The following is a 21,861-nucleotide window of genomic DNA, read 5'->3' as shown; positions in this document are numbered from 1 at the left end:
AAATTATCGCTGACTTCTGTTTTCCCATTTGATATCGCTCAATAGGGAACTCTTTATCCCAATAAAGAAGTACCAACGTTCGTACCTGCCAAAGGGTGTCCAGTCAAAACTTAGTCTAAAACTGCCAAGGTCGCGTTTAAAGGCGAACCGTGTATCGGCAAAACCTTTGTTCTTTAAATCATACCCAGAGTTAAAGCCTACCTCCCATTTGGGTGAAAGCTGAATGTTCCCCGAGAACATTAAGGAATGATTGGTGATTTCACTCTGTCGGTTACTGTTGTTGTATGAGGCCACATAGGTAAAGCGGGCATCCCAAGGCAGTTTATTGTTGTAAATAGGATTGTCCTGTGTGTTGCCTTTGTTTTGTTGCCCCCCGGTCTGTCCTCTGCCAAACGCACGATCTCCACGAACATCGTCCATGGCAAATGGGTTGTCACTAAAATCCGATTGCTTTTCCTCGTCGCTTTTTTCCTCTGCGCCCCCTTTTTGGAACATTTCACTGTTTAGCGAAAAACTGGTATTTATCCTTGCTGAGGTCAATCTTGCAATGCCCCCGCCATTTTTTATATTGAGGGTGTTGATGCGGCGACCATTGTTATCAATGGCATAGGGGTCAAAAGTGGCGGCAAAATTAATGGGAACATTTTTTATGATTTCGGTGGCCCCGCTCATACTTACCGGGCTGAGCTTTAAGGAATCCGCCTCTAGGTTATAACTGGCGGAAAACGAAAGATTGCTCAAGATTTTTACTTTCTTGGGTTCGGTGGCCGTGGAATCTTTGTCCCTGACCTTTGCCTCAAGGGAGTTCTGAAGGGAAAAGCTCAAGGAACTACCTTTGTTCAGGGAAGGTCTTCCATAGATGCTGGTTTCGTAGGGAGTGTACTGAACCTCTTCGCCATCCCCATCGGTATAGGATTCGTAGAACTGCTCAAAGGAAGGGGTGTAGCTATAACTGATCGATGGGCGCATTACGTGCCGTAACGCCTGTATCTTTTTATCCTCACCACGGTTCCATGTACCGTACATTGTTGTACCTATACTGGTTCCAAAACTATATCGGTTAAAACGATCAAAACCCGAAATGGTGTCGGTGACCACTTCTTCCATTTCGGCATCATATTGCCGCCTAATGGTTTTCATGGTCCATACATCCTCGTAATTACCACTTAAACTTACACTAAGGTATTTGGCCAGTTTAAAATTGGTCGCAATGGGTATTCTGTGCCTTGCCCCGATTTTGGCATCATCGAACATACCGCTTTTGAAGAAGTTTTCCTCTGTTGTGGTAATGCTGTTCTGCGCATTGACATCGTACTGAAAATTGATGTTTTCAAAAACCCCTTTTTTGATTTCATCCCGTTTCACAAAAGGGTAGATACGTTCCATGCTTGCCTGAAAGTTCGGCAGGGACATATTGATGGTACGTTCCTCCGACCGGGTGTTTTGGGTATGGCTCAGCGTTAGACTTGTATTTACCGATGGATAGGCCGGAAATGTTTTGGAGTAGCTTATGGAGGATGCAAAAGTGTTTGTTTGCGAATTGTTCCGGTTTACCTGGTTAAGGGAGTTGGTGTAATATTGACTGGACCCTAAGTTGACGGATGCGGAAAAACGCGAATTGGGGCTGGCCTTGGAGTCTTGGGAGTGCGATATCCTAATGTTGTAGTTGCTGGTTCGGCTGTAATCGTCAAAACCCTTTTGACTGGTGACCAGGTTTTCGTAACTGATGTTTATATTCCCCTTGAACTTATAGCGTTTGGTGTAAATGGAACTTCCCTGTAGACCATAGCTGCCGTTGGTGTAATAATCCCCCGTGATACTCAGGTCCACATAATCGCTTATAGGCAGGTAATATCCGCCATTTTGGATAAAATAGCCTCTTCGGGGGTCGTTGCCAAAGGTAGGGAACAATATTCCAGCCACCCGGCCCGTGGTCAAGGGGAAATAAGCAAAGGGCAGGGCAACAGGTGTGGGTACATCCATAATGTACATATTGCTGTACCCCGCTATAATTTTCTTTTTGGGGACAAATTTGGCTTTTCGTACCCTAATATAATAATCGGGGTTTACCGTGTCGTTGGAGGTGGTCAGTTTGCCCTCGTTTAAAAAGTAAACCGAATCGTTTTCCTTTTTGGTCTTTTCGGCATATACTTTCATGGCGTCGCTTCCCAATTGTCCCAAACCCGCCTGTTGCTCGGTTCTGGAATTCCAGATCAGGGCTTTTTGGGTATCAAAATTAAAACGGATGGAATCGGGCCTTACCTCTTGGTCCCCTTGTTTAAAAAAAGGCAGTTGCGAGTAATTGCCCAACGAATCCTTCATGCGCCCGGCATAGACCTCGTTTTTCACATAGTCCATAACAATGACTCCCGCTTTAAGCTCGGTATCCTGATAATAGATTTCCGCTTCGTCGTACAGGTAAATTTTATTGTCCTTTTGGCTAAGTTTTACATAGTCTTTGGCCTTATATTTGATTTTGTCCAAAAGCAAAGGCTGTTTTTTGGGAACGGTATCCGTTGCAACGGAATCCGTCTTTATCGAATCGTTCAAGATGTTCGGGGGCAACAAAGGAGCAGTGATGGTGTCCTTGGAAGCCTTGATGGGCAAAGGTCTGATAAGGTCTTCTTGAGCACTTAAGGTAACTGTGCCACAAAGAAGAACAAATAGGAAAAGTAAAAGATGTTTATTTGGTTGCAACGTGATAAATCCTATTTTTGTGCTAGTTTGGCCCAGTTTTTGGCCTCAAACTTACATATATTTTTTGTTCTACTTATTGGTGATTACGATATTTTTAACCATTAATGAACGCTATAATTACTCAGTTCTTATGAATAAAAGTCGGTTAGCATTTTTAGTTTTTCTACTTCTGGTCCTTCCTTTGACCTCTTTTAACAAAAATGATACCGAGGTATTGCCCAAAGATAAATTTGTTGTGGTCTTGGATGCAGGGCATGGTGGGCACGACCCGGGGAATATTGGAAATGGGTACCTGGAAAAGGAAATAGCCCTGGCCATTGTCCTAAAAGTTGGGAAGGAGCTGGAAAAGCACCCCGATATAAAAGTAGTCTATACCAGGAACGATGACACCTTTGTCGATTTGTTCGTAAGGGGCGAGATCGCCAACGAGGCCAATGCCGATCTTTTTGTGTCGGTACATTGCAATGCACATAATTCCAGTGCTTACGGAACGGAAACCTATGTGTTGGGGCTGCATGCCAATCGTCAAAACTTTGAGGTGGCCAAAAAGGAGAACTCCGTAATTTATTTGGAAGATGATTACGAGCAGCGATATGCGGAGTACGATATTAATTCCCCAGAATCTGTGATAGGCCTAACCATTATGCAGGAAGAGTTTCTTGACCAGAGCATACAATTGGGAAAAAAGCTGCAGGATAATTTTACCAAAGGACTCAAGCGCAAGGATAGAAAGGTAAAACAAGCAGGGTTCATCGTACTGCACCAAACCTTTATGCCCAGTGTTTTGGTGGAAGCCGGTTTTTTGACCAATAAAAACGAGGGAAGCTATCTTAACTCCAAAAAAGGACAGGAGGAAATGGGAAAGGCCATTGCCGATGCCGTGTTGGCCTATAAAGAGGATATGGGCTTTACATCCACACCAGTGGACGACACCCCTCCAGTAAAGGAGGATAAAATAGCTACTACCGTACCAACGGATGGCCCAAAAAAGCAAGAAGAAGTAAAAGAGAAACAGCCTGAAAAGAAATCTTCCGGGGTCCAGCATGAAGAAAAGAAAGCCAAAGAAGAGACGGGAATAGTGTTCAAAGTGCAATTGATGGCCAGTGGAAAAAATATTGCACTCAATGGAAGTAACTTTAATGGCCTGGGCGAATTGTCCAAGGAGCCTTATAAGAACCTGTTTCGGTATATGTACGGGAATGCAAATACTTATGAAGAGGCCAAGAGGTTAAAGAAAAATGCGGATGCCAAAGGCTATACAACATCGTACATTGTGGCATACAAGAACGGGCTAAGGGTTCCCATTACGGATGTAGTGAAGTAGAATGCCCTCAAAAGCACTCTTGTAATAATTATTCCTAAATTTGTTTAAACCATAAACCGAATCTTTTGAAACTATCCAGGGAAATCAAAACTGGGATTATCGTAGTCGCTGGAATCGTAGCCTTCATTTTTGGGCTTAGCTACTTAAAATCCTCTCCACTTTTTGAGAACAACAAGACTTTTTACGCTGTTTACGACAATGTAGGCGGATTGCAGCCCGGGACCCAGGTTTCCATTAACGGATACAATGTGGGAAACGTCACCAATATCGGCTTTAAGGACAGTTCCGGTAAATTGCTGGTGACTTTATCCATTAACAATGAATTCGAATTTTCCGAAAACAGTATTGCCGAACTTTTTGATACTGGAATCATTGGGGGGAAAGGAGTTCAAATAGTGCCGGTCTTTGATGAAGCACCAAGGGCAAAATCGGGCGATACGCTACAATCCAAAATAAAGCCGGGAATCACTGAGTTGGTACAACAAAAATTGACACCATTGCAGATGAAGGTGGAAGGGGCGGTGTCCAATGCCGATTCATTATTAATGAATGTGAACCAAATATTGGACGATCCTACCAAAAAACAGCTTCAAGAAACCATAGTTTCATTAAATCAGTTGGTAAAATCCTTTAAGGGAAGCGCGGATAATCTGAACACTTTGCTGGACAACAATAAAATGCAGTTGGATAGTTCCTTGAAAAATGTAAGTCATATCACCTCCAATTTTTCAAAACTGTCTGATTCCTTGGTAAACTCCGACCTTGGTGGAACCCTTACCGAGTTTAAGACTACCGTGGAAAAGCTCAACGACATATTGGCCAAAATAGAAAGGGGCGAGGGCTCTTTGGGCAAATTGCACCAAGACGACGCACTCTATAACAATTTGGCCGAGGCATCAAGGGAGTTGGATCTATTGTTGCAGGATTTTAGGCTAAACCCCAAGCGTTACGTCAATGTATCCGTATTTGGTAAAAAGCAAAAGGAGTACACGCTCCCCGAGAACGATCCTGCAGAACAGCAAGATTCTACGGGACTAAAAGAAAATCAGTAAATGGAATATTTGCCCAACATTATTTTTGCCGTGGCCCTTATCGTGGGCATTGGGTTCTTTGCCCGCAATGTTAAAAAGTTGTCCAGAAATATCAAACTAGGAAAGGATGTTGATGTGAGCGACAATAAATCCCAACGGTGGAAAAACATGGCAAAGATAGCTTTGGGACAGACCAAAATGGTGGTGCGCCCCATTGCCGGGATTATGCACGTTATTGTTTATGTGGGATTCATTATCATTAATATCGAAGTGCTGGAGATTATCCTCGATGGCCTTTTGGGAACACACAGGCTGTTTTCTCCCTTGGGGCCCGTGTACAATTTTTTGATCGGGTCTTTTGAAATATTGGCACTTTTGGTAATTGTCGCCGTAGTGGTTTTCTGGATCAGAAGGAATATTATCAGAATACAGCGTTTTATAAAACCCGAAATGAAAGGTTGGCCCAAAACCGATGGAAACATGATTCTCTATATCGAGTTTGTGCTGATGCTCTTGTTCTTGACCATGAACGCTACGGATTTTCAGTTACAGCGGATAGGGGCGGAACATTATGTGCAAGCAGGGTCTTTTCCCGTAAGCCAGTTTATTGTTCCATTGTTTGACGGGCTATCGGAATCTTCATTGATCTTTGTGGAACGAACGGCATGGTGGTTGCATATTTTGGGCATATTGGCTTTTTTAAACTACCTCTATTACTCAAAACATTTGCATATCCTTTTGGCTTTCCCGAATACCTATTATGGAAAAATAAAGCCACAGGGACAGTTCAATAATCTGGAATCCGTCACCAAAGAGGTAAAATTGATGATGGACCCCGATGCAGACCCTTATGCCGCACCAGTGGAAGATGATGCGGCCGAGCCCGAAAAATTCGGGGCTTCCGATGTCATGGATTTGAACTGGGTGCAATTGTTGAACGCATATACCTGCACCGAATGTGGACGATGTACCTCGGAATGTCCGGCCAATCAGACCGGAAAAAAACTATCACCCCGAAAAATTATGATGGATACCCGCGACCGTTTGGAGGAAGTGGGCAAAATTATGGACGCCAACAAGGGCGAGTTCGTTCCCGATGGCAAACAGTTGTTGGGCGATTATATCAGTCACGAAGAACTTTGGGCATGTACCACCTGCAACGCATGCGTAGAAGCCTGTCCCGTAAGCATAGATCCTTTGTCCATTATCGTGGAAATGCGCAGGTATTTGGTCATGGAGCAATCGGCCGCCCCTACCGAACTGAACAATATGATGTCCAACATAGAGAACAACGGAGCCCCTTGGCCCTACAATCAAATGGACCGTTTAAATTGGGTAAACGAATAAATCTAGTACTATGAGCGAACAATTAAAGGTTAAGACCATGCAGCAGTTTATGGCAGAAGGCAAACAGCCGGAAATATTGTTTTGGGTAGGTTCTGCGGGTAGTTACGATGATCGTGCCAAAAAGATATCGCGGGCCTTTGTGAAGTTGTTGAACAAAGCCCATGTGGATTTTGCCGTTTTGGGCACCGAGGAAAGTTCCACGGGAGATGTGGCAAAAAGAGCCGGTAACGAGTTTTTGTTCCAAATGCAGGCCATGATGAACATAGAATTACTGAATGGCTACGAAATAAAACGAATAGTCACCTGCGATCCACATTCTTTTAATACCTTAAAAAACGAATACCCAAGTTTAGGAGGCAATTATGATGTGGTCCACCACACACAATATCTTAAAGAACTTATTGATGACGGGCGTTTGGCCATTTCCGGGGACGGATACAAGGGAAAACGCATTACTTTCCACGACCCCTGTTATTTGGGCAGGGCCAATTCCGTTTTCGATGCACCAAGGGAAGTGCTCGGCAAGACCAGTGCTGAATTGGTAGAAATGAAACGACACAGGAAAACTGCCCTATGTTGTGGGGCGGGAGGTGCCCAAATGTTCAAGGAGCCCGAAAAAGGGGATATGGACATTAACGTATTGCGTACCAAGGATGCCTTGGAAACCAACCCCAATATTATTGCAACAGCTTGCCCATATTGCAATACCATGATGACAGATGGGATAAAAGCACATGAAAAAGAAGATAGTGTCACCGTTTTGGATGTAGCCGAGTTACTGGCCAACGCCCAAAATTTGTAAGAATATAATTGTCCCCTTGAGGGGACTACAAGGGTGTTCCCCGAAAAAAAAAATAAAAAAATGCTAGTAGATTTCAATGAATTGCCAGACCACTCCAGAGTTTGGATCTATCAATCCAATAGGAGTTTTACCGAAGAAGAACTGAAGGAACTGGAAGAGGGCCTGACAGCTTTCCTAAAGGAATGGACCGCACATGGCAGTAATTTACATGCCGGATTCGAGATAAAGTACAAGCGATTTATCGTTATCGGATTGGACCAGACCAATGTAAGTGCATCGGGTTGCTCCATTGACGCTTCGGTACACTTTATCCAAAGTCTGGAGCAGCAATACAATGTAGAATTGCTGGACAGGATGAACGTATCCTTCAAACAAGGTGAATACATTGCCTACAAGCCCCTAAAAGATTTCAAGAAAATGGCCAAGGCCAAATCGGTTTCCCCGAACACCATTGTTTTTAACAACTTGGTGGCCACAAAACAAGAATATTTGGACCATTGGGAAGTCCCTGCCAGCGAAAGTTGGCACTCCAGATTTGTATAGGTTTTAAATACTGGATGACAAACCTTTAAATTCGATTGATTTCAAGGCATAAACCAACACCGAGATTTTTTCATTGACCACAGACACTTCTCGGCACCTGTCTTTGCCTACGAACGGGATATATTGCTTTTTGGGATTTTAGTAGAACAGAGAATTACAACAACTAAAGCGCTACACTCTTAAATTATCTTAAATCTTATGCTTTCCTCGATGAAATACAATATTTTTATTGCCAATAAGTTCAGGTCTTAGACAAGATTTTTATGCGGATAAATCTCCATCTCCCCCTTTTTCTACTGTTTTGTTTACAAGCTATCGGGCAATTTAACCCGTTGGTCGTTAAAGACTCCGTGGCCCAAATGGCATGGGTGGAGAACCACTATGCAAACATGACGCTTGAAGAACGGATAGGACAGTTGTTTATGGTGAGCGTTGCATCGAACCAAAGTAAATCCGCAACGGATAGGGTAAGAGACCTTGTCGCATCCGAAGGTATTGGAGGGGTCATCTTTTTAGTGGGGGGACCTGTCCAACAAGCACAATTGACCAACGCATATCAAGCTGCATCCAAAGTGCCATTGCTCATTGGTTCCGATGCCGAATGGGGCATGGCCATGCGTTTGGATTCCACCTACGCTTTTCCGTGGAACATGACCCTGGGGGCAATCCAGGATAGTACCGTTGTGGAAAAGGTGGGGCATCAGATCGGAAAACACGCCAAACGTCTTGGGGTACACATTAATTTTGCCCCGGATTTAGACGTGAACAATAATCCGCAAAACCCCATCATAGGTAACCGTTCTTTTGGCGAAGACCCCAAAAATGTGGCAGAAAAGGGAAGGGCCTTTGTTCGGGGCATGGAAAAAGCAGGCGTACTCACCAGTGGTAAACATTTTCCCGGACATGGCGACACCGCTACCGACTCACACAAATCCTTGCCCATCATCAACTCATCTTTGGAGCGATTGGATTCGATTGAACTGTATCCTTTCAAAGAAGTAATGAGCACTGGATTGAGCTCTACCATGGTGGCCCATTTGGATGTGCCTAGTTTGGAACCAAGGGAGGGACACCCATCAACACTTTCCAAAAACATAGTTACGGAAGTGTTGCAAAACCAATTGGGATTTAAAGGCTTGATCATCACCGATGCTTTGAACATGAAGGCAGTTTCGGACTTTGCCCCCGAAGGCGAGGTGGAATTGCAGGCCTTTTTGGCAGGGAATGATTTATTGTTGATGCCGGAAAACGTGCTCAAGGCCAAAGAAACTTTCATAAAGGCATATAACGATGGTGTGGTCACGGAGGAAAGATTGGCCAAGTCCGTCAAAAAAATATTGATGGCCAAGTACAAGGCAGGTCTGTACAATTATCGGCCCGTACGTTTGGAAAACCTCCTTGAAGATTTGAACAGCATTGAAAACGATGTGGTTTACGAGGAGGCCATTGAAGCCGCCATTACGGTGGCCAAAAACAATTTTTCGTTGATGCCCATCAAAAAACTGGACAACAAAAAAATTGCTTATGTGCATTTTGGTGATGATCCCGGGGCCACTTTCCACGAAGCATTGAACAAATATTACAAAGTAACCCATATCAAGGCCAAGGATATTGCCCAATATAAAAAGGAACTGGCGAAGTATAATTTGGTCATCATCGGTTTCCATAAGGACAATTCAAGCCCTTGGAAGGGGTACAAATTTTCAAAGAACGAACTTTTTTGGTTGGAGGAAATATCCCGTTTGCGGACCAGTAACACCATTTTGGCCCTGTTCGCTAGGCCGTACGCTTTGTTGGATGTCCTCAATTTTGATACTATGGACGGGGTAGTGGTGGGCTATCAAAATAGCAGGATAGCACAGAAAAAGGTGGCCGAGCTTATTTTTGGTGCCATTGGGGCATCGGGCAAACTGCCCGTATCGGCCCATGGCGAGTTTCCAGTGGGCACAGGTGTTGATGTTGAGCCCATTCAACGTTTGGGGTACAGTATTCCAGAACGGGTGGGGATGAGCTCCGAACTTTTGGCCGAGGTCGATACCTTGGTGCAACATGGACTGGATTCCCTGATGTTTCCAGGGGCACAGGTATTGATTGCCAGAAAGGGAAAGGTTGTCTACGACAAGAATTTTGGTAAACCCACCTATCAATCCAAGGAGCGTATCAAAGAACAATCTATTTACGACCTGGCTTCGCTAACGAAGATCCTCTCCACCTTGCCCTTAATCATGAAAATGGAGGAAGAGGGGGAGATTGCCCTGAACGATACATTCGGGGAGCTGATTCCCGAATATGCCGATACCGAGTTGAAAGAGGTATCCGTCCTCAAAGCCCTATCCCACTATGGGCGATTGCCTTCCTGGATTGCCTTTTACTTGGATACCTTGAACAAGGACCGAAAGCCATCATCGGAATTTTACAGGCAAAACCCATCGGAGGCATTTCCGTACAAAGTGGCCGAGCATTTATATCTGACCAGGTCATATAAAGATTCCATCTATAGCAGGATTGGCAGACAAAGCCTTAAATCGAACAGGTACCGGTATAGCGATGTGGGCTATTATGTGTTCAAGGAGTATATTGAGGATACCTATAAAAGGCCTATCAACGAATTGATCGATGAGTTCCTGTACAAACCCATGGGGCTGCAACGAACCACCTTTAATCCCTTAAAAAAATTTTCCAAAGAGGAGATAGTTCCTTCCGAAGAGGACGACTATTACAGGTATCAGACGGTGCAGGGCTATGTGCACGATATGGGTGCGGCCATGCAGGGCGGTGTAGGAGGCCATGCAGGACTCTTTAGCACGGCCAATGAGGTGGCAAAGATCATGCAAATGTACTTACAGGGCGGTTACTACGGAGGGGAACGGTTTTTTAACCCCCGTACGGTGAAGCGGTTCAATACCTGCTATTTCTGTAACAAAAATGTGAGGCGTGGCGTTGGTTTTGATAAACCCCAACTGGAAGAAAAGGGCCCTACCTGTGGTTGTGTGTCCAGACAGAGCTTTGGCCATAGCGGATTTACGGGAACCTATACCTGGGCCGACCCCGAAGAGGAAATTGTCTATGTTTTTCTGTCGAACAGGACCTACCCGTCTGCAACGAATACATTATTGATCAAATCTGGATTGCGGACACGTATTCAGCAAGCCATTTATGATTCCATTATTAATTAGGTAATAAATAATTGCCTTAGATTTGTCTTATGAAAATAGCGATTGTGTGTTACCCAACCTTTGGCGGTAGTGGTGTTGTTGCCACGGAATTGGGTATTGCCCTTGCAGAGCGGGGCCATGAAGTACACTTTATCACCTACCGTCAACCTGTGCGTTTGGAACTTTTGGGTAACAACATTCATTTTCATGAGGTACACGTACCGGAATATCCTTTGTTCCACTACCAACCTTACGAGCTGGCGCTTTCCAGTAAGTTGGTGGATACCATCAAACTGTACGGTATTGAACTGTTGCACGTGCATTATGCCATACCACATGCCTATGCAGGTTATATGGCCAAAAAGATGCTCCAGGAATACGGAATCTTTATTCCAATGATCACCACCTTGCACGGAACCGATATAACCTTGGTGGGCAAACACCCCTTTTATAAACCGGCGGTTACCTTCAGCATCAATAAATCGGATGTGGTGACTTCGGTTTCCGAGGCCTTGAAAATGGAGACCTTAAAACTTTTTGATATTGAAAAGGATATTGAGGTGATTCCCAACTTTATCGAGACCACCAAGTACAAGAACAATTATACGGATTGCCAACGCACCATGATGGCAAGGGAAGATGAACGGATCATTACCCATATCAGTAATTTTAGAAAGGTTAAGCGCATCCCCGACGTCATTAAAATATTCCATCAGATCCAAAAAACAATGCCTGCAAAACTCATTATGGTAGGCGAAGGGCCCGAAAAGGAAAAGGCGGAAGATCTTTGCGATTCTTTGGGCCTGAAGGACAAAGTGTTGTTCTTGGGCAATAGCAATGAAATTGATCGGATCCTTTGTTTTTCCGATCTGTTCCTCTTGCCTTCGGAAACGGAAAGCTTTGGTTTGGCGGCCTTGGAGGCGATGATCAATAAGGTGGCCGTAATTTCCAGCAACACAGGAGGGATTCCCGAAGTAAACATCGACGGGGTATCCGGTTATTTGGCCAATGTAGGCGATGTGGAGACCATGGCAGCACGGGCCATAGAAATCTTAAAGGATGACGAAACTTTGGAAAAGTTCAAGGAAAATGCATTCAATGTGGCATCAAAATTTGATATAGTACATGTGCTGCCCTTGTACGAAGACCTTTATGAAAAAGCCTTTAAATCACGCTTTAAAAACACTTTTTAGCCATTAGATATATAGTCTTCATAGCATTGGTCTGTTTGCTCTCCTGTAGGGCCCAAAAAGAGGGGCATTCCCCTGCGGGCGAAGCAATGGAAGGCATGGTATTGATAGACCATCATAGTTTTATCAACATAGATGTATTCGGGGCACGGGTGATCCGGGATGCAAAATCGTTGCGAAAATTTTATGCTGAAATAAACAAAACCCGTAAACCTGGCCTACCCGTTCCTGTTGTGGATTTTTCCCAAGAGCTGGTAATTTTGGTCTGTTTGGGCGAGCAGAAAGGAGATAAAACGCCCGTATTGTCCAAATTGAAGGAGACCGACGCGGAAATTTCGATGGCCTTGGAGCTTGTTGAGCAGAAAAAGGAGGAAGCAACCACGGTTCAGACCACTAATTTTCCCTTTTACCTCTACAAAATGCCATTGGTCGATAAAACCATCACTTTCCAAAGGATTGACCATTAGGACTTTTAAAATATATTTTGCCTCTCATCGAAAATAAGCGCACTTTGAAGTGCAAAGTTTCTTTTTTTAAGGGCTTGCCATAGCTTTGAAAGCGATAAACCTCAAATCGAGTAAAAATGAATATTTCAAAACCTTTGACCCTATTGGTCGTGGCTTTTTTTTCTTTTGCCATGGCCTATGCCCAAGACGTAGAACTGACCAAGAAGGATAGTATTGTACAAAGCTACTGGCTTGTATCGTTGGGAACCAATGTGGTAGATGACTCCGGAGATGAATTTGGAAGGCTTTTTGACATAGGCGATGCATGGAACGCAGTGCCCTATCCGTCCAGGCTTAGTTTTGGCCGTTATTTTAAAAACGGTCTTGGCTTGGAGGCCATAGGCTCTTACAACAAATACAAGGAAGGAAAAATTGTGGACAACAATGTGAATCCAGAAGATGTGGATTATTGGGGGCTTGATTTTAGGGTAAGCTATGATTTGAACATGATTTTGGGACACATGGGCTTTTTTGATCCGTACGTAGGAATTGGTGCCGGGTATACCGATGCCAACAATCAGGGTAGGGGAACCTATAATGCCGTATTGGGTTTTAGGACGTGGCTCTCCGACCATTGGGGCTTGGATTTCAACTCCACAGGTAAATGGGCCATGGACACGGAAAATGCAACCAATCACATTCAGCATGCAATAGGTGTAGCTTATAGGTTTGATGTAGAAAAAGGACTTTCCAGAAAAGGGGAGGAGAAATTGGCCTTATTGCAGGAAATGGAAAAAGAGCAACAAAGGGTTCAGGATTCCATTGCCAAAGCCGAAGAAGAAGCAAGATTGCTGGCCGAACGACTTCAAAAAGAAAAAGAGGCCGCTGAACTAGCTGCAGCGGAGAAGGCAAAAAGGGAAGCAGAAGAAGCTAGAAGAGATGCATTGCAGACCAAGATAAACGATTTGGGGAATGTGTACTTTAAGCTCAATTCCTCTTACTTGACTTCAAAAGATAAAGAATTGTTGGATCAGTTGGTCGTCATCATGAACGACGAACCTGGATTGAAAATCAGGGTTACTGCCCATACCGATTCCAGGGGAACGGAAAAATACAATCAATGGCTTTCCGAACGAAGGGCTGAACGAACTGTAGATTATGTGATTTCAAAAGGAATCTCTGCGGATAGAATCAGTCATGAGGCCTTTGGGGAAACTCAATTGGTAAATGAATGTGCCGATGGGGTTTATTGTACTGAGGATAAACATGCTAAGAACAGGAGGTCGGAATTCATAATAATAGAATTCTGAGCGCGTAAAATCTGATGAAGCTTTCTACAAAGCTCGTTATCTGTCAGTTCGAGCGCCGTCGAGAATCTAAAGTATGTTGATAATCAATGGGTTTCGACTGCGCTCAACCTGACAAATTCACAATTTTGTTGCTTTTTAGGTGACCTCATACCGCTTAATCTTATGCAATAAAAAGACTTCTATAAGCTTCCAATATAGGTTCGCGCCTAAAATCTTGGATTCGTTGTAAAAGTTTGGGCTTGCATGCCTTCAAAAATTCGGGATGTTGCAACACATAATCCAAGGCCTTTTGCATGCAGGCCACATTGTTTACCGGAGTTAGAATGCCGTAGTCGGTAAACATGATATCATCGGTTTTGGCCTCTTTCAGCTCCATCATTTCGTCGGGGCCCGATTTGCAATTGGTGCTTACAATGGGCAGGCCACAACACATGGCCTCCATGAGCACGTTGGGGAATCCTTCGTTTAAAGAACCGAACAAAAAGAAATCGGCAGCTTTTAAATATTGGAACGGATTGCTTTCAAAACCCATCAAAAACACTTGTTCTTCCAATCCAAGATGTTTGATCTTGGCTTCCAGTTGCGACCTAAGTTCACCTTCCCCAAAAATGTAGAGGCGTAGGTTTTTGAAAGGGACTACGGCCTCCAACAAAAAAAGGTGGTTTTTTTCCGGAACCAATCTGCCAATACTGACGGCGTTCACATAATCGGCATCAAAAAAGCCTTCCAGTTTTTCAATTTTGTCGATTTTGTCAATATCGATGGGGTTGTATATGGTTTGGGTCCGTTCTTTGGGAACGCCAAAATTATCGACCAAATCCTGGGCGCTGGCCTTGGCATTGCTTACCACCAAATCCGCTTTTGGGTATAGGCGTTTCACCAAAAAATTATTGATCCGGGATTGAAGGTCGTTCCCACCGTATTGCATGCTCGGAAAGTTGCGTTCGCTGATCATGAGTTTGTAGGGATGATTGGTAAACCAGCGCGCCATAATATTCACGTAGCAGGGGCGCGTTAAAAGGCTGAAGGAATGGGTAATGTTTTCCCTTTTTAAAAAACGTGCATATTTATATGCCAGCCATGGGAGCTTTGCCAATTTTAGAATACCGGATTCGTTTTTTTTTGATTTGGCCAAATAATAAATGGGAACCTCTTCGGGAACAGGGTAAGCCAGTTCCTCCTCGGTCAGTACCAAAACCACGGACTGCCCTTTTTTTATCAAATAAGGGAGCAGGTAGGAGGTGACCCTTTCGGCACCGCCCCCGGCCAAGGAGTTGATGAAGATTGAGATTTTAATGTCTTCGTTCAAAATAGACTGATTATGTTGTTTTCCGTTTTGACTCATCTTATAAATTAATTCTTTGGCAAACCAATTTGTTAAGATGGTCTGGTAAATTTTAATCTTTTGTAATTTCTATATGGAGAGGTTTAATTTTTTAAAAACAATAAATGATGTGGAAAGAAGCGTTTTATTATTAAAAATAGTCACTAACACTTTGTATTTCAGACTTGTGTAATTAAGCTTGGTAAAATTCTTGAGAGGATAGATTCCAATCGATTTCATTTCTTTCAATTGTTCCCATAAGTGTTCAAATTTTAAAGTCGATTGCATTGCTCTTGCAATGCCGAAAAAAATGAAAGAATCCTGTCTTACCCTCATTCTTTTAATAGCACCATCATCGGTACTATCACTCGGTTTCATCGAATTAATTATATCATTGTAAACTACTGCAGCATTCAAATAATCATAAACAAGTTTTTTGTAGTGAGACTCTTCTCTACTGTTCATTGCTGAACTTGGCAATTTAACGTGCATGAGTACAGTATGGTCAAGGTGCACAATACGTTTGGCCTTTAGCAAAACAGAGATTGTAAATATGGCATCTTCCATCCATCTTCCTTCCATAAAACGTATGCCGGACTCTTGTAAAAAATCCTTTTTTATGATATACCACCAAGCTTCATTACCGTATTTTTTTTCGCTTATATACTCTATCCCCGAATAAATTCGAGGTTCTTCATTTTCTTTGCTGATATCTTGGTAATCGGCCAAGGAATACGTGTCGGTATCTTTGGTTTTAAAGGCCAAAATGTCGGTATTGAACTTCTTTGCGGTTCCTAAAATGTTATTCAGTACATCCATTGTCAAATAATCGTCAGGGTCAAGAAAGTGGATATATTCTCCCACAGCGGCGTCCAATCCTACATTTCTTGCCGCTCCCACACCTTTATTTTCTTGATCGATTACCTTAAAATTGGCATGCTTTTTTGCGTAAGTGCTGGCAACGTCATGACTTGAATCGGTAGAACCGTCATTAACCATGATTACCTCGTAGGCATCTGGACTAAGGTTTTGCCGTAATATGCTATCCAAACAATAGGGCAAGTATTTGGCTACATTGTAAATGGGTAATATAATGCTTAATAACATAATGGTTTTTTAAGTAAATTAAATTAGATTATTCCTAGGAGTTGAGTATATGGCTTATTGTTAAAGTACTATCCAAGATTATTCATAATATCGCTCAACTTATCGTAATTTTTGGCAATTTCCATGATTTCATCAAAATATTCCCCAAATAAGGGGCCATTGGTGATTTGGTGCAAATTGATGCCCTGACCAAAGGTATTGAACTCGATTATTTTGATTTCAGACTTATCATTTACCATAACATCCCAGGATACAAGTCTAAAATAAGGCATTTGTTTATGCACTTTTTCAATGGTTGCAACAATTTTTTCATTCTCTGGAAAAACAAAACCATTAAATCTATCGTCATCACCTAAACTTTTTGTTTTGACTCCAAACTGATCGATTCCAAAATCAGTAAGTTTTCCCTCTAAATCCACACCAAAGGCAACACCTCCAGAAGAAGTGTTATCGGTAAATGAACCTTCTTTTCCTGTCCTCAGTAATTTGGACAAAATAACAACACCCGATGGCCTTAAATAGGACATGACCCTGATGGTATTGATGGAGGTTGGGTTAAATTTAGATAACTCGGCAGATTGCTTTAAAATTTCCTGTACCACAAAGTCTTTTTTATATTCGTCGAACAGTGCTTTCAAAAACTTCTTTTTATCGTTTGAGTTATCCAAAACTATTTTTCTCACCCCATTGCCTCCCCAAGTGCCCATGGAATGCTTGATAACAAATTGACTCAACTCTGAGCAATACTCTAAAGCCTCATCAAGGGAAACCATCTCATCATTGATGTAATAAAACCCATTGCAGTTTTTTAGCATGGTGTTTGGTGTTAAATTGGGATCTACAAATTTTTCCATGGAAGCTTTGTCTTCCCATGCAGGATGAAGAGGAACCCTATTCAAAGCGGGCTCAATGTATCCATAGAAAAGGTGTTCCGGAATAAAATCGATATGTGGATAACTAGCTGCACCATTATAGTACCTATGCCACTTTAATGAAATGTTGTTAAATCCATACTTCGCAAACCGCTCCACAATTTGTTTTTTGGTTCCAGAGTTTAAACTGTGAACCTTAGTTCTACGTATTAATTTATTTATTTTGTTATTGTAAACTTGTTCCATCCGTTTGAGACGGATGAGGGAATTGACTTGGAAAAATAATCTTTTTGAAGTCGACATAATGGAGCGATTAGTTTAGTTGGCTATAAAATTTGGAAAGGTATGGTTTACGGATACAAACAAAACAGGAGTTACTAAAGTTCTCAAGACGATAGGTTTAGTTCACTTCCCAGTCTTTCATCCCAAATTTTGGGAACAATGGGCATAAGCCCACTATCGTGGCAAAACGTCAGTTCCCCAAAAAATAATTTATCGTTCACATCGTACCAATCCACTCGAACATAGGTAAAAGGCTCGGCCAGTTTCTTGGATAATTGTAGCATTTCTTTTAGTGTTTTTGGCTTTGGAACATCTTGTTCACTTGGTTTGGTTGATTTTCCCCTGCCTTTGGGGGATGACCAGCTATATGGTTCTCTTTGCCATTGCGGGGAATACCAGTTCCTATAATGTGTATTTGTATTACGTCCCATGTCCACACTGATCATTCTTGGTTTTCCATTAAAACAGTGTACTTTATAATCAAAAGGAATTTGCCCATTCTTGTCTTCTAATAATTTTTCAACTATAATCCTGGGTTTAATATGTTTGTATTGCCATTCTTTCGATTTGCCATAATAATTGCTGGATAACCTATACTTCAGTGCTTTACGGATTACTTCCCAGTTCACTGAACGAATATCTCTAACAAAATACCCACCTCCACTATCGTTATTGGTTTTAATAATGCAGGGAAGTTTGTTGATGTTTTCTGGTCTAACATCTTTTACATTGACTGTGTGAAAGTACAATGGGACCAAATATTCATCACCTATGGTGTTTGAGATATATTTTCTAACAGCATATTTGTCGGTACATTCTGTATGAAGATTAGTCCGGTCATTAAGTTTTAGCCAAGTAATTTTTTCGTTTAAGGTTTTGGGTGCATTAAGGTCAGGTAAATATCCCTGATAAAACCAAAACTTCATAGCAATGTAAATTCTATCCGGAAGGATTGAGATGATGGGGTGTATAAAGCTAGGTAAAGCCATTTATTCGTTTTTATGTTACAATTTGATTGAAAAAGTCTTCGTACTGCCGAATAACAATATCTGAACCAAATTTTTCTCTAACTATTTTAGAAACCTTGCTAGGAGAAAATTCACTTAGGTTGTCTTTCACATAGTTGATTTTTTTTATGAATTCATGTTCATTTTCGACAATAAATCCGTTTGAATCGTTCGACATAATTTCATTTATTCCACCAGGTGCCTCAAATACAATGGCGGGAGTTCCTGAACCAAGACTTTCTAATAATGCATTTGGAAACCCTTCATAATAAGATCCTTGTAAGTATATATGGTGTTTGTATAACTGTTCGTATACTTTGTCGGTAAATGGTATATGGATTATTTTGTCCGAAATCCCAAGATTTTTTGCTAGATCTAACAAGTTTTTCTTTTTAGGTCCATCTCCTATGATGGTGTATGTAAAATCGAAAGTTATTTTTGATAAACACCTTAAAATTCGATCATGGCCTTTTTGTTTTGTTAAGCGACCTACGGTAATGAACTTGATTGGGCTTTCGAGAAGCTGTACTTTTTTAACCTGTATTTCGTTAGAAACGGGATTGTTAAGTACCTTCAGTTTCTTAGAATCAGAAATTCCAGTTTGTAATATGTCGTTTTGCATATCATTGGACTGGCAGATTATATAATTAATTCTGTTATTCGCGAGCTTTGTAATGAATCTATTCTTTACTCTTTTAAAATAAGGTTTTTTCAACTCAGTTTTTCTGTCCTCACTTAGAACGTAGGTTTCCCTTGTGACACATACAAGTCTTGGAAATAAATAAGAAAGTAGGCCAACTAGTTGATTAATGTGAGCCAAGGTTCCAAAAAGAATATCAGGCTCATATTCCTTCAAAATGCGGAAAATTTTGAAGAATGCTTTTCGAACTTTTGTTTCGTTTAAATAACAAACATCTATTCCAGCAGTGGAATAAACAGAGTCTTTTTCAAAACCAACAACTATAAGTTTAACCGTAAACAGTTTTGAAGAAAGATTTTTTGCCAAAAAAACCATAACCCGTTCTGCTCCGCCTGCTGATAAGTTGGGAATACAGAAGAAAATTTTAACTTTTTTTTGAGCCACGCTATTCAAATTAGTCTGTTTATATTTCGAAAGGAAAACGTTTAAAAGCTTTTCATATTATTTTTTTAATCATTTGATAGCCTATATTTTATTTGGAATCGGTTTTTAGATAACCCATTATACCCTTTGGTAGGTTCAAGATGGCGGGAATTAAACAACAGAGCTTTTTTCTAATTCCTAACCTAACCTCTTTATCTTTATGATAAAAACTTGCCTTCAAATACTCAAATGAATATCTTCTATAGAATGGCTGCGTTAAATGTGAAAAAAACGGAACGTCATAAAGTTGATAATAAGCATTATAATATTTAATTTTTTCAAGCTCTAATCTTGATTTTTTCTTTTTAATTAACCCATCTGGACTTGAGAAATATTTTCTATGAACAATGTTTATGCATAAAAAATCATGGTCTTGGTTAATTCTTTTCCATGTAGCACCTTCTGGGATAAAAGAGTGCTTGCTGTAACTCATTTTATATTTCTTGAGTATTTCGGTTCTCCAGCTATGCCATTTTTCGCCAGCAATCTGTTGTTTTCTTTCCAAAACCCGTTCTTTGTAATTTACTTGCCAAAAGTTATGCGGGAAAGGTTCACCAACCAATCGCCCTTGCTCATCATCGGTTAATGTCCATATTGTTGCGATTTTTTTCGCATCTTTACTCAATTCAACACTTTTCCATAACACTTTCAATTCAGCTATTGTCCGGGATACAAATGTATCATCACTATCCGCAATAATTGTAATAGGGCGATGGCAATATTTAAACCCTTGATTTAAAGCGTAGGGCTTTCCCTTATTTTCTGATAATTTATGGTATTGTATAGAAAATTTATTGGATTCGGCTATCCAAGAATGTACTAGAGCATCCGTATCATCAGTACTGGCATCATCCATTATAATCCAATCAAAATCCTGATCTGTCTGATTACGCAAAGAACAATAAACTCTCTCTAGTGTATGGGATCTATTGTAGGTAGGAGTAATAATACTAAACATAGCATTGTTATTTATGTAGTTTTTTTATATACAAGTATATAGCAATTGAATTTCCTAGAGAAACTAATGAGGTTGCCAAAGCAAGCCCTTTGGTGCCCATTAATTCCATGAATATATAATTTAGAGAAATATTAAGAGCTAAACTTATCAACGAGGATAATACTAGAAAATTATTTTTATTAATGGCCGTCAGGTATTTGTTCATTATGATACCAACGATATAAAAGGGTAGTTGAATTAGATACATCTGCTGAATCACATAAACCTGTGTGGTGTCCTCAGAGGTAAAAGCCCCACGTTCAAAAAGTATTTGGACAATAAGCTTGGAGAGAAAAATTAAAACCACCGTGATAATGCCCATTAATCCAAGAGCTGTTCTTAATACACGTTTTAAATACTCATACAATTTATGATGGCCTTCCATCGCTTTTTTGGAGAAATAAGGCAACAAGGTGTTTCCAATAGGGGCACCTGCCAATCCAATGACTACCATCGGTATTTTATGACCATAATTAAGGGCTGCAATAGCACCAATAGCAATTTGGGCCGAAAAATATTGGTCCACCATAGGGTTGACCCCATTGATTAAGCCAGATGACATTTTTGCCGGAACCTGAGTAAGTAAAATTCGTATGTTTTTATTTTTAAAATCAGGTTTGTTGAAAGCGAGCACTTTCTTTTTAAGCCCTAATACGATTAAATAGAGAAAACTGACTATACTGCCCAATAGCAAGCCCAATGCCAGTGTTTTTTCCTGTAATTCGGATTGAAAAAAAAGTAGTAAAACAATTGTAATAATTGGGACAAATATGACATTCAAGGATGAATATAGGAATTCATTTTCAACCATTAAGAGCCCTGATATCAAAGAGGAGATTCCCCAAAACAGGATACAAGGGAGGATAATCCATAATTGTGTTTTGATAAGTTCGTAGTATTGAGCTTTATGACCTGGAAAAAGAAGTTCCAAATAGGTGTCAATACCTATATAGGTGACACCTATCATAAACAGTGCTATCAACACCGTAATTATAAAACTGGAACCTTGAAAGGTTCCTGTATTTTTCTCAACTTGCTTTTCTTGTACGTAATTGGGGATAAAGACGCTGCCATAGGCATTAAGGAATACACTTTGGATAAATTTTGGAACCAGAAAAGCGATGAGAAAAGTATCCAAAAGCTCGGATACACCATATGCATCAGCAATCAATATTTCCTTAAAAAAACCAACTCCTTTTACAAGCAATGAAACTATGGCAACCGTCAACATGTCTGACAACAGTTGACTTTGATATTTTTTCCAAAGTTTTTTCAATTGGAGGAACCAGTATTTTTTATCATTT

Annotated in this window: 17 protein-coding genes; 9 read left to right on the top strand and 8 right to left on the bottom strand. The window is 41.2% G+C overall.

Annotation, left to right across the window (positions count from 1 at the left end; genetic code table 11):
* Positions 1-3: 3 nt before the first annotated feature.
* A complete protein-coding gene (locus tag GO009_RS14990) occupies positions 4-2,697 on the bottom strand; it encodes a putative LPS assembly protein LptD (RefSeq protein ID WP_163627324.1) in 2,694 nt (897 codons plus the stop codon).
* 130 nt (positions 2,698-2,827) lie between these two features.
* Here GO009_RS14990 and GO009_RS14985 point away from each other — a divergent pair, with 130 nt between their 5' ends.
* The 9 genes from GO009_RS14985 (at position 2,828) to GO009_RS14945 (ending at position 13,845) form a co-directional block, all read left to right on the top strand.
* Positions 2,828-4,021, top strand: coding sequence for an N-acetylmuramoyl-L-alanine amidase (locus tag GO009_RS14985; protein WP_163627322.1), 1,194 nt, complete (start codon positions 2,828-2,830; stop codon positions 4,019-4,021).
* Positions 4,022-4,086: 65 nt separating this feature from the next.
* Entirely contained in the window at positions 4,087-5,073 is a 987-nt protein-coding gene (locus tag GO009_RS14980) for an MlaD family protein (RefSeq protein ID WP_163627320.1), read from the top strand.
* The gene (locus GO009_RS14975; RefSeq protein WP_163627318.1) at positions 5,074-6,399 is read left to right on the top strand and encodes a (Fe-S)-binding protein; all 1,326 of its coding nucleotides are present in this window, start codon (positions 5,074-5,076) and stop codon (positions 6,397-6,399) included. It begins immediately after the preceding gene.
* A 10-nt stretch (positions 6,400-6,409) separates the two neighbouring features.
* Positions 6,410-7,201: a (Fe-S)-binding protein gene (locus GO009_RS14970; RefSeq protein WP_163627316.1), complete on the top strand. Its 792-nt coding sequence runs from the start codon at positions 6,410-6,412 to the stop codon at positions 7,199-7,201.
* A 60-nt stretch (positions 7,202-7,261) separates the two neighbouring features.
* A complete protein-coding gene (locus GO009_RS14965) occupies positions 7,262-7,744 on the top strand; it encodes an ABC transporter ATPase (protein ID WP_163627315.1) in 483 nt (160 codons plus the stop codon).
* Positions 7,745-8,007: 263 nt separating this feature from the next.
* Positions 8,008-10,920, top strand: a complete 2,913-nt coding sequence (locus GO009_RS14960) for a glycoside hydrolase family 3 N-terminal domain-containing protein (protein WP_163627313.1) — start codon at positions 8,008-8,010, stop codon at positions 10,918-10,920.
* Between the two features lie 29 nt (positions 10,921-10,949).
* Complete coding sequence (gene bshA, locus GO009_RS14955) at positions 10,950-12,092, top strand: N-acetyl-alpha-D-glucosaminyl L-malate synthase BshA (protein WP_163627311.1); 1,143 nt, start codon at positions 10,950-10,952, stop codon at positions 12,090-12,092.
* A 35-nt stretch (positions 12,093-12,127) separates the two neighbouring features.
* Positions 12,128-12,556 carry a hypothetical protein gene (locus GO009_RS14950; protein WP_163627309.1) on the top strand — a complete coding sequence of 143 codons (429 nt, stop codon included), beginning with the start codon at positions 12,128-12,130 and terminating at the stop codon, positions 12,554-12,556.
* A gap of 116 nt (positions 12,557-12,672) precedes the next feature.
* Positions 12,673-13,845, top strand: coding sequence for an OmpA family protein (locus tag GO009_RS14945; protein ID WP_163627308.1), 1,173 nt, complete (start codon positions 12,673-12,675; stop codon positions 13,843-13,845).
* A gap of 160 nt (positions 13,846-14,005) precedes the next feature.
* Here GO009_RS14945 and GO009_RS14940 read toward each other — a convergent pair whose 3' ends face one another.
* The 7 genes from GO009_RS14940 to murJ all read right to left on the bottom strand — a co-directional run bounded on the left by GO009_RS14940 (position 14,006) and on the right by murJ (position 21,833).
* On the bottom strand, positions 14,006-15,154 hold the full coding sequence (locus GO009_RS14940) for a glycosyltransferase (RefSeq protein WP_239057484.1): 1,149 nt from the start codon (positions 15,152-15,154) through the stop codon (positions 14,006-14,008).
* Positions 15,155-15,259: 105 nt separating this feature from the next.
* Positions 15,260-16,276, bottom strand: coding sequence for a glycosyltransferase (locus tag GO009_RS14935; RefSeq protein WP_163627304.1), 1,017 nt, complete (start codon positions 16,274-16,276; stop codon positions 15,260-15,262).
* Positions 16,277-16,344: 68 nt separating this feature from the next.
* Positions 16,345-17,307, bottom strand: a complete 963-nt coding sequence (locus tag GO009_RS14930) for a sugar-transfer associated ATP-grasp domain-containing protein (protein WP_163627302.1) — start codon at positions 17,305-17,307, stop codon at positions 16,345-16,347.
* 227 nt (positions 17,308-17,534) lie between these two features.
* Positions 17,535-18,419, bottom strand: coding sequence for an ATP-grasp fold amidoligase family protein (locus GO009_RS14925; RefSeq protein WP_163627300.1), 885 nt, complete (start codon positions 18,417-18,419; stop codon positions 17,535-17,537).
* Between the two features lie 10 nt (positions 18,420-18,429).
* Complete coding sequence (locus GO009_RS14920; RefSeq protein WP_163627298.1) at positions 18,430-19,521, bottom strand: glycosyltransferase; 1,092 nt, start codon at positions 19,519-19,521, stop codon at positions 18,430-18,432.
* Positions 19,522-19,609: 88 nt separating this feature from the next.
* On the bottom strand, positions 19,610-20,518 hold the full coding sequence (locus GO009_RS14915; RefSeq protein WP_163627296.1) for a glycosyltransferase family 2 protein: 909 nt from the start codon (positions 20,516-20,518) through the stop codon (positions 19,610-19,612).
* Between the two features lie 7 nt (positions 20,519-20,525).
* Positions 20,526-21,833 carry a murein biosynthesis integral membrane protein MurJ gene (murJ, locus tag GO009_RS14910; protein ID WP_163627294.1) on the bottom strand — a complete coding sequence of 436 codons (1,308 nt, stop codon included), beginning with the start codon at positions 21,831-21,833 and terminating at the stop codon, positions 20,526-20,528.
* Positions 21,834-21,861: the final 28 nt, after the last annotated feature.

The sequence above is a fragment of the Allomuricauda sp. TY007 genome, assembly GCF_010468565.1.
Taxonomy (GTDB): Bacteria; Bacteroidota; Bacteroidia; order Flavobacteriales; family Flavobacteriaceae; genus Flagellimonas.
The sequence above is the reverse complement of the archived record's forward strand: the minus strand, read 5'-3'. Positions and strand labels throughout refer to the sequence as shown.

What these genes read in the sequence shown, in the direction of transcription:
- GO009_RS14985 (WP_163627322.1), top strand. Translation starts at nt 2,828, where the DNA reads ATGAATAAAAGTCGGTTAGCATTTTTAGTTTTTCTACTTCTGGTCCTT.
- GO009_RS14975 (WP_163627318.1), top strand. Translation starts at nt 5,074, where the DNA reads ATGGAATATTTGCCCAACATTATTTTTGCCGTGGCCCTTATCGTGGGC.
- GO009_RS14970 (WP_163627316.1), top strand. Translation starts at nt 6,410, where the DNA reads ATGAGCGAACAATTAAAGGTTAAGACCATGCAGCAGTTTATGGCAGAA.
- GO009_RS14965 (WP_163627315.1), top strand. Translation starts at nt 7,262, where the DNA reads ATGCTAGTAGATTTCAATGAATTGCCAGACCACTCCAGAGTTTGGATC.
- GO009_RS14960 (WP_163627313.1), top strand. Translation starts at nt 8,008, where the DNA reads ATGCGGATAAATCTCCATCTCCCCCTTTTTCTACTGTTTTGTTTACAA.
- bshA (WP_163627311.1), top strand. Translation starts at nt 10,950, where the DNA reads ATGAAAATAGCGATTGTGTGTTACCCAACCTTTGGCGGTAGTGGTGTT.
- GO009_RS14945 (WP_163627308.1), top strand. Translation starts at nt 12,673, where the DNA reads ATGAATATTTCAAAACCTTTGACCCTATTGGTCGTGGCTTTTTTTTCT.
- GO009_RS14935 (WP_163627304.1), bottom strand. Translation starts at nt 16,276, where the DNA reads ATGTTATTAAGCATTATATTACCCATTTACAATGTAGCCAAATACTTG.
- GO009_RS14925 (WP_163627300.1), bottom strand. Translation starts at nt 18,419, where the DNA reads ATGGCTTTACCTAGCTTTATACACCCCATCATCTCAATCCTTCCGGAT.
- GO009_RS14915 (WP_163627296.1), bottom strand. Translation starts at nt 20,518, where the DNA reads ATGTTTAGTATTATTACTCCTACCTACAATAGATCCCATACACTAGAG.